Origin of the sequence: Cycloclasticus zancles 78-ME, from assembly GCF_000442595.1 — a bacterium.
GTDB lineage: Bacteria > Pseudomonadota > Gammaproteobacteria > Methylococcales > Cycloclasticaceae > Cycloclasticus > Cycloclasticus pugetii.
This window is the reverse complement of sequence record NC_021917.1, coordinates 228,957-244,202: the sequence shown is the minus strand read 5'-3', so window position 1 is coordinate 244,202 and position 15,246 is coordinate 228,957. Positions and strand designations below refer to the sequence as shown.

Below are 15,246 nucleotides of genomic sequence, written 5' to 3'. Positions count from 1 at the left end.
ACTTTATCGATGAGGTTGCCGTTCTTGATTTTAACGATGGCTTGTGTGTTCCTAGGAGCCAGTATTGCGATCTCTAGCCAGCCAGACATTAGCATTCCCATTCTGTTGCTGGCACTAACCGGCGCTTTATTGGCCCACATCAGCGTCAACACCCTTAATGAATATTTTGATTTCAAAAGCGGGCTAGATTCAATCACGATAAAAACACCTTTTTCAGGTGGCAGTGGTGCCTTACCTCAACACCCTGACAATGCCAATATGGTCTTCTATATTGGCATTTTTTCTCTCCTTCTAACCACTTTGATCGGCTGTTTTTTCCTCTCGCACTGTGGCCTTCGATTATTGCCGATCGGGCTGATTGGAATAGGCTTAATACTGACATATACTCAATACATCAATAAACGACCCATCATTTGCCTCCTCACACCGGGGGTAGGCTTTGGCATTTTGATGGTCGTGGGCACCCAGTTTGTATTAACCGGCGAATATTTGGCTAAAAGCTTTGTCATTGGCGTAATTCCTTTTTTACTCGCTAATAACCTATTACTGCTTAATCAATACCCCGATATACAAGCCGATGCTCAAATAGGGCGCAACCACTTTCCAATTGCCTACGGCTTTAACCTAAGTAATTTTATTTACGGTTTATTCACACTTTTAACAATGTTAATAATTACTGCTAATGTTTTGATTGGTTATTTGCCCAGCCAAAGTTGGATTGCCTTAACGCCTATGCCACTGGCATGCGTTGCTTTATATGGTGCGATAAAACATAAAGAGTGCATTGGTAAACACCCACTTTATCTAGCAAGCAATGTTGCCGTTGTAGTATCGATACCCTTGTTGCTTAGCATCGCAATATTGCTCTAAACGATACACTATTGTTGATAAAGCCCTATTCAGCTGGTTTCGCAATAACAAATAATAAATAAACAATAAATAAGGCCATCACACTAAAAAAGGCCAATAAGGCTTCCGCCATCGTAATGCCAAACGCTATTTCAGGTGTATAACCACATGTCGTTTGTACTTTAAAAACAAACGGCAGCCATTCATCAAGCGCTAACCAAGCTGGCAAGCCTAAATCGAAACCACAGCTGCCAAAAATAAAGCCCCGCTCTGTGCCCAATAACATCCAAGAGCGCTCGATAGAAACACCACACACAGCTAACAAGGCCAATAAACTAACAAAGCGTGAAGACATATAAGCCCTTAATAACAGCCCTATTAACGAAATGACAATCATCGCAACAAGTAAAATTCGTATTTGAATACACACAACGCAAGGAGGGTAATCCAAAACATACTGATAAATTAACGCAACTGATTCCAAAAGAAGACTGAAGACAATAAGCATCAACCAAACTAGTTTTTTACTGGGCAATACCGCTGTACATGCTTTCATCATCTTGATATCTCAATTTTATATTCGTTACTAATCGTGCAGTTTAACGGCTGCTCTATATGCTTACTCAGTAAAATATCAAGAATAATACTTAGAATACCCATACTAAAGCTGACCATGCTTATTTCTTAGTCTAGCAAAAAAAGCCTTCAAGCTAAATAAGCCCAAAATCAACCGTCATGACGGCTATACAGCTTTAAAGAACTGTGATAAAACATCACTACATTAGCTATTTAAGTTTAATACTGGCTTCAGGGATTGTTCGAATGAATAGCGTGATTGCGTCAGGTAGTAGCAAAACTCAAAAAAACCAAGGTCGATGACATTGGTCGCTAATGCTCCCTCATCATTAGCTCACAGTGCCACCTTTGCTAAAAACTTGCGCGCAGATAACAAGCCTCAACCGATAAGCCATCACGGTGTATTTAATAGACCAAAGAAAAATAAAGTCAGGCATATAAGTCTAATAAGCTTAAACAATATGGATAAGGGTGCATTAATCGCGCTCTTCAGCTTACTTAGTATTTTCATATGTGCTGTAGCAAGCCATCTACTTATTTTCGACCTAATACTTAATCATCACTCGCTTTACCCCCCCTAAATGATCTGGAGATAACTTTATGAGCGCCCGTCGTAAAAAGGAAAAGTTCTATGTCGTTGATAACCGCCCGGAAATATTGGCTAAAAATTTCACCCAGAAAGAGTATATTCGAGCCATTTTTGAAAATGATATGGTTTGCGTGATGGGCCCCGCCGGTACAGGTAAAACATACATAGCGGCTACGCTAGCTTCACGTATGTATTTTGATGGCGAAATTAACAAAATTGTCTTAACACGGCCTAATGTATCTGCATCGGAGTCACTGGGGTTTTTCCCTGGCACGTTAACTGAAAAAATGGCGCCTTGGGTGGCCCCATTTACCGATGTTATTCGGCAGCAATTAGGCGACGGAACCTATGACACCATGCTTAAAAACGGCAACTTAGAAATAGCCCCTTTTGAAACCATGCGCGGACGATCGTTTAATGATGCATTTGTTATTTTAGATGAAGCACAAAATACTAGTCCGAAAGAAATGGAAATGTTTGTTACCCGTGTTGGCGACAATTCACGAGTCATCATCAATGGCGATATTATGCAATCTGACATCATGGGCTCCAATGGCTTACACAAAGTTCTACAACTGATCAACAAATTAAACTTACCGGTTCCTATTATAGAGTTTCAAGTTGAAGACATTGTTCGCTCACCACTATGCAAAATGTGGATAGAAGCCTTTATGGAAGACGCTCAATACAACTAAAACCGTCATACTTGCCGATAAATAGCTGATATGTATTTACTCATAGAGTACGTAGCCAGCTTTTTATCGGCTCTTTCATAAAAAAGCCTCTTCTCAGCGAAAACCAATATTAGCTCCAAACCCTTTGCGTTTTTGATCAATTGAAGCAGGCAACTTACCCACAACTATACGGTTCGGCAAGCTACCTGTGCTTAATTTTATTTGAAAGAACTGTGCGTTATAAATAAGCTTATATTGGCTGCAACGATTCTGCTCTCACCTATGCATCATTACCAAATAAATCCCTTGTATACACTTTGCACAGCACATCGTGTAAATCATTTGATAATCGATTGGCGACAATAAGATCCGCTTGGCTTTTAAAAGAATCCAAATTGCTCATGACCGGCGAATTAAAAAAACTCGTCTCCTCCAGCACTGGCTCATAAACAATCACCTCAATGCCTTTGGCTTTAATACGCTTCATAATACCCTGCACGGCTGAAGAACGAACGTTATCGGAGCCTTGCTTCATAATAAGTCTATATATACCCACTACCTTTGGCTGGGTTTTTATAATTTGCTCGGCAATAAAGTCCTTACGCGTATTGTTGGCATCAACAATGGCTTTAATTAAATTATTCGGCACTTGTTGATAATTTGATAATAATTGCTTGGTATCTTTAGGTAAGCAATAACCACCATAACCGAATGACGGGTTGTTGTAATGCTTACCAATCCTTGGGTCTAGACCAACGCCCTCAATCACCTGACGCGTATCTAATTGATGTAACTCGCAATAGCTATCGAGTTCATTAAAGTAGGCAACCCGCATTGCAAGGTACGTGTTTGAAAACAGCTTAACCCCTTCGGCCTCCGTTGAGTGTGTATATAATATCGGTATTTCATCAGCCGGCAGTTTTGCACCATCCACCAACAGCTTAGCAAACACTCTTGCTCGCTCTGATTTTTCACCAACAATAATGCGAGAAGGGTACAAATTGTCATGCAGTGCTTTTCCTTCGCGTAAAAACTCCGGCGAAAACAGTATGTTTTTTGTACCGTATTGCTCCCTTACTTTATAGGTATAGCCAACTGGAATCGTTGACTTAATAACCATCACAGCCTCAGGGTTAATGCTCAAAACATCGCCAACAACCGTTTCTATAGAAGAGGTATCAAAAGCATTGGTATCCACATTGTAATTGGTGGGCGTGGCAATAATGACATAATCAGCCTCGTTATACGCCTCATATTGATCGTTGGTAGCCACCAAGGAAAGACTATCATCCTTTAAAAACTGCTTAACGTCTGCATCGTCTATAGGCGATTTTTTCTGTTTTAATAAAGTAACTCTCTCTGCTGAAATATCAAAAATAACAACCTGATTACGTTGTGACAATAGCAGAGCTAACGATATGCCTACATAGCCTGCACCTGCTATCGCTATTTTCATTCGCTAGCCCACACGGCCATTTTTCTTTAGACTGCCCTGTAAATCTTCATCATACCAATCACTCATTTCATCATACATATCACCCTTTAATAAAAGGTACGGTGATTTGTAATAGATATAAATGTCGTGAAGCGGGTCTGTCATAATTTTACTACACCAGACCAAACCGGATTGAACGCCCATGATAAAAAACAAATGAATCGTTCTAAATAAAATAGCGCCAATACCAACAATCAACCAAAGAATTGAGGTGTTGTATAAATAATCATAGCTCGATGAGGCGTGTTCAAATAAGCCGAAAAAACTAGGGCTTATCAATAAAAATAGAGGCGACAGCAGCCAAACACTCAATAAAATTATTTTACGATGTAGGTTATAACCCACCTTCACTTTCTCTTTATATTCATGTGATGCGTTATTAACATCATCATAGGTTTTAGGTTCAAAAAAGAAGTGCCCTATCTGCCTTAACACCATTGCAATTAACCAACCAACCATAACCGCAACAACTGGGTCTTTAAACAAGTAGTAATAACTAAGTAGAAAACTCATTGCACTAAAAAGATGTAGCGCTTGGTTTACTCTATTATGATGATAGTAACGGTGATCATCCCAGCGCTGTTGACGTAGCTCTTCAAAAAAACCCATGGTGAAATTCCAATCATTAATTTACACCAGCTTGCCGTCTTTATATGACATTAGCATGTCACCCTTATGACCGTTTAGCGAACTGTAATAGCTTTTAATTACTATCGAAACGTAGCTTTATGTAACAGCGGCTCACCCATTTTTATACGCTGGCCTTGTCTAATGCCTTCGTTTATTACAAATTCGCTGGAGGCAAAAACTAAAATAGTTGAGCCATGTTCAAAATAACCCATCTCATCCCCTTTGTTATAAAGGGCTGAGCAAGGCAAGACATTAGGCCCTTTATAGCGAAGATTCAGGGGGGCTGCTAAACAGTGAAACTGCATGCTAGCCACCAAAATAGCTGCAACGGGCACCAGCACAAGACACTCATCTTTGTGCCCTGTTTTTAACTCTATAAACGCTCGCTCATTTTTACAAAATAAGTTCTTAATCCGGGTCAGGGCAATTGGGTTTACATTCCATGTGTCGCCCGAGATATATGTAACCTTATCTACCTCACAATCGATGGGTGCATGAAAACGATGATACATCGTTGAGGTTAGCCTTAACGTTACATAACAGCCGTTTTGTAGCCGTTTCTGCAGCGCCTTATCCGGAATTAAATCGGCAACGTGATAGGGAAAACCCTTCGCCTGGTAGACCACCCCATTATCGACCTTGCCATGACTACCAACAATGCCATCACAAGGGCTAACAACGCCTCCTTTGTACGTATCTATCGGCCTTACCCCTTCTTTTAGTTGGCGAATAAAACACTCATGCAATGAATTAAAGCTATGTTTTTTTGCTTCGGAAAAGTCCAAATCGGGTGAAAAAATACGCCAAATACTGATGGATAAGCTTGTTAGCGTTGGGCTTTGTATCTTGCTGTACCACCCCATTAGGTGAGTGAAAAGTTTACGGGGTATACGGTTTGTTAATAAGAAATTTAACCGTTCCATTCGCATTAGCCTAGAAATCATCTGTCTCAAGCCGCACTAACCTTCAACGACATTCACTTTTTTATTAATCGTTAAGGCCGAGGTTTGTCATAAATTCAGCCATTATTGGTTCCGCTTGATATTGCTGACATCTATTAAGGGCATTTTCTCGCATCGCCGCTTTATTAACATTGCTTGAAAAAAACTGCTCTATTTGCTCAACCATTTGCTGCTTATCTTCAACCAAAAATCCATTAATTCCATCTTCAATAATATCTTTGGGGCCTTTTGTATTGTATGCAATCACTGGCATGCCTTGGGTAAATGCTTCTAAAACAACATTTCCAAACGTATCAAAACGTGATGGGAACACTTTTAAATCAAGCCCTGCATAAGCAGCTGCCATTGTTTGCTTATCCACCCACCCAAGGAAATTTGCCTCTGGCATTTGAGCCTTTAATTCGTCTTCATCTGGCCCAGACCCGGCTATCACAAAGCGAATATCTGGCAGCCTTTTTTTCAGTTCTTGATAAATAAACGGCAAATCGAATATGCCCTTTTCTTTGCTTAAGCGGCTGGCAAAAAGCAGCACCGGTGTTTCACTGTTGGCATCGTTAAACAGCTCTTCTTTTCTCAATGGCATGACTTGCATATCATCAAATTTCCCGACGTGATGTGCAGTTAAGTGCACCCGACTTTCTTCTAATTGCATATGGTGCCCAGTGAGCCATGACTGATGCTCCGTGTTAAGCACAAAAACGCCTTCAAATTGCTTATAAAAGAAGCGAAGTGCACGCCTAACTCTATCTAATTCATGTTGCGTTAGGTCTGTGGTATTTTTAATAAACTCGACCCAGTCAGTGTGCATAAAAAAGAATGCCGGCACATTGAACATATGCTTAAGTACCAGTGCAACAATCGCCATAGGGCCTTCGGTTGAACAAATAATTCGATCATAACCCCCTTCATAAAACACCTTCGCCACTTCAAGAAAATCAGGCACTCTAAGTTCTTGCTCACCAAACTTCCCAACACTAAACGTTGTTATTGGCTCAACGACATATAAATGTGCCTCTTCTTCAATATCAGTACTACAAACAAGAAAATCAATTGGCAAGTCTGACTGCTGAATTTCCTTAAGTTTGGCTGACAATGAATTAGAAACACCGTTTTTATCTCTGAGCGTATCGGTTAAATAAAGCGCACGTTTAGGGTGTTGGTTACACCCTAAACGCTCTGAGAAGTCATTAAGGAATGATCTGTTTTGGTATAACAACCGTGTACTAGCAAATGTTGCACTAAAGAGAACCATACTCACCAACATAGGAAACGATAGATGGTCTAATAGCTCACCAATATTAATATTGCTGATGGAATCTTGCTGGGGTTTGTCTTTATAAAACAGCGCCGTTAACTGGCTGGGAATTTCAAACTTACTGGTCAGATCCGCGGTAGAAAAGCTGCTTAACTGCTTACCCGATCCAACCGATGACGTCTTTAGCCTCTGTACAATTAATAAACTTAGTTTTTTATAGAGTACCTGAACAGATGTATTAACTGTATTCACAAAAACATTCGGCGACCCGCCTTTACTATCTGCGATACGCGTTAAATGCTCGATACAAAACTTATAATCTTTTTTTACCTTCCAAGTCAGTAGTTTGCCTGGCTTTTTACCTTGGAGCGCCTTATGAATAAATTTAAAAAAACTCTGAGCGTTCTTGCTCTTTTTTAGCTCCAACAATAAGTTAGCAATAATAAAACAGGCCACTTTATCTGATGCTTCTCCTCGGTGAAAAAACAGTCTAAGTAAGCCTGGGTCTTCTATTTTAACGGCGGCTTGTACAAAGTAGTCCAACAAGGCGATATTCAGTTTTTGATTTTCTTCCACATAACCAAATGGCACGACACGGCCCTCAATTAACGCCTCTAAGGCTAACGCTGAAGGTTTTTCTGTTTTCAAGCGCTGCGCTAAATTTGGCACATAGAGGTACGACCCACATTCGCCTGCAAACACCCCCATATGATCATCCGAGCCACCCGTTAATACTTTGGGTTTGTCAGGGTCAACAGCAAAGTCACTGGGCGTTAAGCCGTGCTTTTCAGCATACAAATTGATTTTTTCAGGCGTTAACGTTTTTACCCAATTTAAGGTTAAAACACTTTGCCATAAATCTCGTTGACCATTGAGCACTTCATAACGCTGAAATATGACCGCTAATTTCTCGAATAAAGCCTGATCGATATTGTTATCACGTGTATACAAATAAAGCGGGTGAGGCAATATAACGGGTATATTTTGAGCAGCTGCGAATTTTAAAAATTGGTAAATATTTTCGCGTGTTTTATTAAGGTGTTTTTCTTGCTCTGCATTAAAACCATACGCTAACACATGAACAAATAAATTATATTCAGGAAAATAGCAGGTGAACTCAGTACCCACCAGCACATCCTTACCCTCAGCAATTAACTCCCAACATGACCGAGCATTATTATGATTGGTTATCGTCACAACGTCGCAATCATTTTTATGTAAACATTTAACCAAGTTATCCGTCTTAAGCCATGTTTCTGGTAAGCCAAGGATTCTTCCCCAAAGTTCATCGGGCACATCACTATTGTGATCATGACAGTGAAAATCAATCTTCAGACAGTTTTCGTAATCCAAGCCTTCTTGTGCTGTACGCAGATACTCCCCAAACTCATCTTTTAATGACTGGCGAAAATCACTAATAACCGCATTCGATGTAAAGTCAATCATCGCTTCGCCTCTTTCACTAACCTTTTTGCTGATACCGATTTCACCATATCCTTCAACATCCGCCTTTTTATCCATTTATTCGTTAATGCCGATTCCTGCCACCACCAACCATCTTTTTTCATCTTCACACCCGCCGAAACGAAGCGTTTAATCACCTCAGCAAATTCCTCATCAGTAAAGTTATGGCTCATAATCAGCCTTCCTGTTCCTATCCAACTGAGCAGGATGCCTTCATTCCTTAGGTAATACTGATACATCCAGTTATAGCGACTGGGCTGGGTATATAAAACAGTGAGAATAGAGCTGAGGTTGGCAAGCTTGACTGGCACACCAGCCTCATTTAATGCTTGGTTCATCTGCTGCACTCTATCGTTCCACACCTGCTCGAGCACTTGATATGAGCGTTGAATATCCTCTGCTTGAACCGCTTGTAAAAAAGCACCCATACTAGTCATAACGTACGGGTGTGAATTAAACGTGCCACGCGCAAAAGACACATTCGCCGGCCGATCTTCTTTAAAACGCTGCATTAAATGATGCCTGCCACATAAAACACCCACCGGTAAACCGCCACCTACGGTCTTACCATAAGTAACCAAATCGGCCTGCACAGCAAAAAAACCTTGCGCGCCTTTATGAGAGAGCCTAAACCCGGTAAATACCTCATCAAAAATTAATACAATGGAGCGCTCTTTACACACTTGCTGAAGTTTTTGTAACCACTCGCTATACGCTGTCTTATCAAAGGCCGCTTCTCTTTCGCTATTAACCAACATAGCGTCACTTGAGGCATCTGAATTTGGATGCAGCCCTTGCAACGGATTAACCAACACACAGGCAATGTCACGTCGTGTTCGTAAAATACTCAACGTACGTTCACTCATATCACGTAATGTATAAACATCATTAGTTTTACGTTGGTTGCCAATGCCTGGCTGAACCCCATCCCACCAGCCATGATAAGCACCACAGAATCTAACTAAATATCGCTTACCGGTATGATAACGAGCCAAGCGTACCGCTTGCATAACTGCTTCTGTACCAGACATATGAAACGACACCTCATCAAGACCAGATATTCGCTTCAATTCTTCAACATTATTTTTAATTATTGGGTGATAAGGCCCCAAGACAGGGCCCAGGTTTTGTGCGTTTTCGAACCCTTTTTTCAAGCAAGACTTATAAAAATCGTAGCCAAAAACATTCACCCCATAGGAACCGCTCAGGTCAACTCCACAGCGACCATCGAGATCCTTCAGCATAACACCTGAGGACTCAGTGACAATTGAGGCTGGTTTTATATGCTCACCAAGGTAGTTACGGTACGGATAGGGAACTCGATATAAATTAGTAAAGCGTACATCCGATACACTGTCTTCTAAGCTGGCATAAAACCCGGTAGATTTTGGCGAGTGGCAGGCTAAGCTTTCACTTAGCTGCTTAAAACCCTTTTTTCGTTGATTAACGACAGCTATTGGAGCTTCATCGCTACTAAAGAATGCCTCTTCATCGTAAGAAAAATAAGGAACCCATTTAGCAATTCGCCTAGCCCATTTTGAATGTCCTCGGACAGAGGGATGCTTAGCCCTAGAAAGCTTCAGTCGTGTTGAGACTTTTATTAAAAAGAAAAAGGATAATAGAGCAAGCGCAGTATAGAAGACATCAGTGTCAGGCATATGAGTAGTTATTCGCAATAAAATATATCGCAAACATTAACACTCAAAAATGACAGCCTTGTTTCAGTTAGCTGACAAGCTTCTTACCGAATAACTAATTGCAGATAACTGCTTGCAGGTATTTCCTAAGCTAAGTCCCATGGCACCGACAGACGACCATCTTTAAACATCGCTTGCATATCTTTTTTAAGCATTTTCCCCGTCAACCCTTTTGGCAACTCGTCTACTAGTACGATATGTTTGGGCACTTCAAACTTTGCCATTCTTGCTTTACTAAATGCAACCATTTCATCGCAATCAAACGCAGCTTTATCTTTGGCAATAATTAACGCGACCACCGCCTCATCCCATTCAGGGTGTGGCACACCAATAACACCTACTTCAGCAACATTAGGATGTTCATCTAAAACATTTTCAACCATGCTTGGAAAAACATTAGCCGAGCCAGTAATAATAAGGTTATTTTTACGATCCGTTAGGTAAAGAAAGCCCTCATCGTCTAGATAGCCTAAATCATTAGTTCTGAGCCAACCCTTGTTAAGCACTTCTTTGGTTTGCTCCTCTAAATCCAAGTAACCACTCATTAAGGTATCAGATTTTAACCAAATTTCACCGCTAGTATTTGGCTCTAAAGCGGCGCCATTATCATCACGAATTTCTATATCAAAATGTAATGCTGGCCGACCACATGAACGAAGAAGATGGTCCTCACCATTTAGACCTCTTTCAGTATCTTCTGGTCTCATAAAACAAATCCAACCACCTGTGGTTTCGGTAACACCATACATTTGCATTAAATCACAGTTGAAGGTCTCAGCAGCTTTACGGATTAACTGTGGCGTTGTTGGTGATGAACCATAGGTTATTAGTCGCACGGATGGGATTTTAATGTCCGTTTCTTCCATGATTTGAATCATCCGGCGCATCATCAATGGCACCATAATGGTTACCGTTACTTTCCGCTTATTAATATGTTCAAAGTATTGATCAACATCAAAGTCACCCTCTGGAAGCACTGATGTCATTCCATTAACCGTATTCATTGTTATGAGTACAAAGGTAATCCAAGCCGATGACGTGGGGGCATACCATACATCATCTGGCGTGAGCCCCATATTTAACACCGTATTTATCATCGCGTCTTTAAGCGCATGCTGGGATAAAAGCACGCCTTTTGGCGAGCCTGTGGTACCCGATGTATAACTGATGGCTGCCAAGTCATCGTTTTCAAGTACAGGAAGGTCGACCTTACCATCACTTTTTGCCAACAACTCTTGATAGTCATAAGGCAGGTTGTGATCTCCACCATAACCAATCAATAAAACACCTTCGGATATCAATTGCTCGGCAACATCGCCCATCAATGGCACACAGTTAGCTTGTACTAATACTACTTTCGCTTTTGAGTTCTGGATGACATACAACATTTCTTTAGGAGAATAGCGCCAGTTAACACCGACCCGTGGCGCACCTAATTTTAAGCAGGCATGAAAAGCCTCATAAACTTCAATGTGCTCGTGAGACAAAATAGCGACCACATCGCCCTTGCCAATATTTTTGGTTTGTAAGGCTTTTGCAAACCGACACGCCCGCTCATTTAGCGTAGCCCAATCGATAGACCTTTCTCCTTCATAAAAAGCTATTCTTTTTGGCATCGCTTTCGCTGCACGAACCAGGTAATCTCTAACTAATGTTGTCAATTAATGCTCCTCCCCATCTAATTTAAAATAAAGCAACTCGTTTTTTTTATCTATTTTTTTAAAGTGTGCTCTCACCGCTGTACCAACTTGATATGGCTGCCCATCACTCGCTACTATATGGCCCATAACTCGTGGACCTTCCGTTAATTCAACTAAGGCCACTGTATAAGGTATTTTGTCATCGTAATAGGGGTGAAAACTACGGTGAAAAACCACGTAACTATATATAACCCCCGTGCCCTTAGCCTCAAACCATTCGAGTTCATTGCCACCACACTCATCACACACTTTTTGTGCAGGTGGTAGACTGGTTTGGCAGGACGAACAATGCTGAATAAGTAACTTATGTTGCTGCATTGCCTCATAATAAGGTTTTGCAATATCAACTACCGTTGGCCAAATAATATCTTCTTTTGGATATTCCATCGTGCCTCCTATCGCCCCATAACTAACGCCGCATGGAACTGCATCCGTCCACCATAGCCAGTGACTAACATATTGTTGAGTGTATTTAATTGGCGACCTTCTGCACGGTTATGCAATTGCATGACAGCTTCTGAGACCGCTGTCGCGCCTTGCATATAATAGCCAGATAGATGCCCCCCGCCAGTATTAACGGGTAATTGCTCACCCGGACCGATACCTTCTTCTGCAATAAATTGTGCCGCCTTTCCTGGTTCGCAAAAACCGTACATTTCTAAATTTATTAAGGTGGAAATACTAAACGCATCATAAAATTCACAGGCATCAATATCATCTACCGTGACACCTGCCATCTTAAACGCTGTTTGTGCAGCCATTTTTGCACCCGTTTCTATTTCGGGCTGATAACCACGGCGATTGGTATTACCTTTATGACCTTGCCCCATTCCATAGATATAAGCGGGGTATTCTTTGGCCGCTTTTGCGGTTTCTACATCACTGACCACCACAGCAATTGCCCCATTGACAGGGTAAGCACAATCCAGCATCCGTAGTGGTTCAACGAGCCACGGTGATGCATGATGATCTGCCATCGTCATCGGTTTTTTTATTTTAGCTAGCGGATTAAGCCTTGCCCATTCTCGGTTTGCAATTGCTACTGCTGCAAGATCATCAGTTGTTCTGTTGTATAGCGCTAAATATCGTTGGGCAGCCATTGCATACGCGGCTATCGCGCTGTAAAAACCATTTGCGACCTCGGTTCCCAATTTACCCATCATCGGCATTGCGATTGCAAAGGATTCTGCGGCAGAACCACCTGGTTGCAAAGGGGTATCTGCAAACACACACACCACTTTTTTAGCCAAGCCAGATTGAATCGCCATCGTTGCTTGCTGTAGTGTCTGGATCATTGAGCTACCCTCTGCTTCAACAACATTCAGCAAACTTAAATCCCTAAGGCCAGCATAATCCTGAAGGTCCATCGGCATTGCCGATAAATCTTCAATGGGGCTTTTATTAATCAGCAATCCATCAATATCGTGATGCTTTAAGCCTGCATCGCTAATCGCCATACCAATTGCTTCAACGGCTAACTCCCATGAAGCCACCGTGTAATCGCGACGCAACTCAGTCATCCCAAGGCCGGTAACGGCTGATAAAGGCTTCCTGCTCATCAGTCTAAATTAAGAAAGACAGTGTTGGTATAGGTTCAAGCCCATTCACTAAATTAACTTTCTTTAAGTGTATTTGAAAGCTATCTCCTTTTCGGCTAAGGATATATGTATACCGACCAGACCATATCCTAAAACTATGTACCGATTGAATAGAATATTCTGGTAAATAGAAATTTGCCTCTACCCTAAACTTGTCATCATTGTCGTTAAAGAACTCGTAATTTGAGATGACACGACGCATACCGGAAATAGGTACTTGGCTAAATCGGTTACCGGTATTGAGTTGCTTAACCCTTGTTGTTAGCCTCGAATAGTTATCGTATAAATGTGATGCCTTTTTCGCTGGATCGTCACCATCTTTGCGCGGCACCCAATAAACGGCGTCCTCTGCCCATAATTCATACCATGCCTGGTATTGTCCCTCATCAGCATACTTCGCCTCTTGAATAATAAAGGCTTCAAGCTCTTTGGTTACCTCAAATGCCACCTGCTTCCCCATGCTACTTTTCTCCCAACATTACTGAGCGATAGTGGTGCCAAAAACCTCTGTTTGACGTTTCATCACTCATTCGCGACTCCTTAACTCCATCTTCTCTAACTGTTTCTCGATCCATTCCCCTACTTAGATCACACCAAGGTGTACCGGCTTGAAGCGCCTTTTGCGCGCGTTCAGCTATCGTTGCGTCATCTGCCAATAAAAAAGCAGCAGGGCCTAATGCGCCTTCGCTTTGTCTCAGTAACTTAAAGTTCAACTCTGGCACCCCCTTTAAAAACATCGGCGTGCTCCATTGCACACAAGAGTTAACACTGGTCGGCTGGAAAATAACTATATTCATTTCTGCTAAAAATAAATTAGGGAAAATACAAGCATGTGGCGGCCCATCAAACAACCGCTTGTTGCCTTCTTCTTCGCCATATGCCGCGTGCATTTTTTCAACATATGATTTGGACTTTTCAACCGTTGAGCCCAGCCAATCAAGTGTATTGACATAGCCTGCGGCAAAATCAATTTCCGTGTGGCCATTGCCCCAGTCTCTGATCACTCCTTGGTTGGTGTCTTCTCCGCCCACAAATTCGTTATATTGAGAAGGAATAACTTGAACAAATGATTGATGAACATAGTTTACATGGTAACCATCCGTATCATTCTCGGGCAGCATTTTCCAGTTTGCATCAAACTTTTGACGCACCCAACCACCTGTTAAATCTACCTCACCTTCTGGAGACAGGTTACAGGCCCGATCTATCAGCTGCTTACCATTTCCCAAGTAATCATCAAAACTTATCGTTGGTTCGTTAAAGCTTGCAAAAACAAACCCCCGATAACTATCTGTAATTAATGTCTGTAACCCATGGTCTTTTTTCTCTTTAGTAAAGCCATCAGGATAAGGTACGTCTAACAAGTCACCATTTAAGCCAAAAACCCAACCATGGTATAGGCAAGAAAAATTGCGTTTATTGCCTTCCATTTCATTACATAAGTTATTGCCTCGATGCGCACAGCGATTCACCATTACATTCACTGTAGAATCTTTATCCCTGACCATGATCAATGCTGAGCGGCCTATATCCCTTGCAATAAAGTCGCCTGCTTCCTTGACTTCACTTTCATGCCCGACATAAAACCAGCTATTTTGAAAAATCTTTTCCATTTCATCAGCATAGATATCTTCTGATGTATATAAAGACCCATGAACCTTGTCCGATTGAATCAGGTGATTGTAATCTATGTTATTTACCATATTGCTCTCCTATGTATGCCTTTGCACTGAAAAAGGCCGTTATTCCTTTCTTAA

General features: G+C 41.4%; 13 protein-coding genes. 2 read left to right on the top strand and 11 right to left on the bottom strand.

The window, feature by feature from the left end; all coding sequences use genetic code 11:
- Window positions 1-24: 24 nt before the first annotated feature.
- Entirely contained in the window at window positions 25-870 is an 846-nt protein-coding gene (locus tag CYCME_RS01200; RefSeq protein ID WP_223253210.1) for a prenyltransferase, read from the top strand.
- A gap of 25 nt (window positions 871-895) precedes the next feature.
- Here the strand turns inward: CYCME_RS01200 and CYCME_RS01195 are convergent, their stop codons facing one another.
- Complete coding sequence (locus CYCME_RS01195; RefSeq protein WP_020931891.1) at window positions 896-1,408, bottom strand: disulfide bond formation protein B; 513 nt, start codon at window positions 1,406-1,408, stop codon at window positions 896-898.
- 617 nt (window positions 1,409-2,025) lie between these two features.
- Here CYCME_RS01195 and CYCME_RS01190 point away from each other — a divergent pair.
- A complete protein-coding gene (locus CYCME_RS01190) occupies window positions 2,026-2,709 on the top strand; it encodes a PhoH family protein (RefSeq protein ID WP_015006985.1) in 684 nt (227 codons plus the stop codon).
- A gap of 259 nt (window positions 2,710-2,968) precedes the next feature.
- On the opposite strand, the gene CYCME_RS01185 is transcribed toward CYCME_RS01190, so the two are convergent.
- The 10 genes from CYCME_RS01185 to CYCME_RS01140 all read right to left on the bottom strand — a co-directional run bounded on the left by CYCME_RS01185 (window position 2,969) and on the right by CYCME_RS01140 (window position 15,192).
- On the bottom strand, window positions 2,969-4,144 hold the full coding sequence (locus CYCME_RS01185; RefSeq protein WP_020931889.1) for a nucleotide sugar dehydrogenase: 1,176 nt from the start codon (window positions 4,142-4,144) through the stop codon (window positions 2,969-2,971).
- 3 nt (window positions 4,145-4,147) lie between these two features.
- Window positions 4,148-4,792: a hypothetical protein gene (locus tag CYCME_RS01180; protein WP_016390792.1), complete on the bottom strand. Its 645-nt coding sequence runs from the start codon at window positions 4,790-4,792 to the stop codon at window positions 4,148-4,150.
- Window positions 4,793-4,893: 101 nt separating this feature from the next.
- Window positions 4,894-5,736 carry an archaetidylserine decarboxylase gene (asd, locus tag CYCME_RS01175; protein ID WP_051184131.1) on the bottom strand — a complete coding sequence of 281 codons (843 nt, stop codon included), beginning with the start codon at window positions 5,734-5,736 and terminating at the stop codon, window positions 4,894-4,896.
- A gap of 64 nt (window positions 5,737-5,800) precedes the next feature.
- The gene (locus tag CYCME_RS01170; protein ID WP_223253209.1) at window positions 5,801-8,551 is read right to left on the bottom strand and encodes a glycosyltransferase; all 2,751 of its coding nucleotides are present in this window, start codon (window positions 8,549-8,551) and stop codon (window positions 5,801-5,803) included.
- Window positions 8,473-10,152: an aminotransferase class III-fold pyridoxal phosphate-dependent enzyme gene (locus CYCME_RS01165; protein WP_020931886.1), complete on the bottom strand. Its 1,680-nt coding sequence runs from the start codon at window positions 10,150-10,152 to the stop codon at window positions 8,473-8,475. Before CYCME_RS01165 ends, CYCME_RS01170 begins: the two co-directional genes overlap by 79 nt.
- A gap of 125 nt (window positions 10,153-10,277) precedes the next feature.
- The gene (locus CYCME_RS01160; protein WP_020931885.1) at window positions 10,278-11,852 is read right to left on the bottom strand and encodes a class I adenylate-forming enzyme family protein; all 1,575 of its coding nucleotides are present in this window, start codon (window positions 11,850-11,852) and stop codon (window positions 10,278-10,280) included.
- Window positions 11,853-12,278 (bottom strand): Zn-ribbon domain-containing OB-fold protein, encoded by a 426-nt coding sequence (locus CYCME_RS01155; protein WP_015006992.1) that lies wholly within the window; start codon window positions 12,276-12,278, stop codon window positions 11,853-11,855. It abuts the gene before it with no gap.
- Between the two features lie 8 nt (window positions 12,279-12,286).
- Window positions 12,287-13,450, bottom strand: a complete 1,164-nt coding sequence (locus CYCME_RS01150; RefSeq protein ID WP_020931884.1) for a thiolase family protein — start codon at window positions 13,448-13,450, stop codon at window positions 12,287-12,289.
- Between the two features lie 4 nt (window positions 13,451-13,454).
- Window positions 13,455-13,937, bottom strand: a complete 483-nt coding sequence (locus tag CYCME_RS01145; protein ID WP_223253208.1) for an aromatic-ring-hydroxylating dioxygenase subunit beta — start codon at window positions 13,935-13,937, stop codon at window positions 13,455-13,457.
- A 13-nt stretch (window positions 13,938-13,950) separates the two neighbouring features.
- The gene (locus CYCME_RS01140) at window positions 13,951-15,192 is read right to left on the bottom strand and encodes an aromatic ring-hydroxylating oxygenase subunit alpha (RefSeq protein ID WP_020931883.1); all 1,242 of its coding nucleotides are present in this window, start codon (window positions 15,190-15,192) and stop codon (window positions 13,951-13,953) included.
- Window positions 15,193-15,246: the final 54 nt, after the last annotated feature.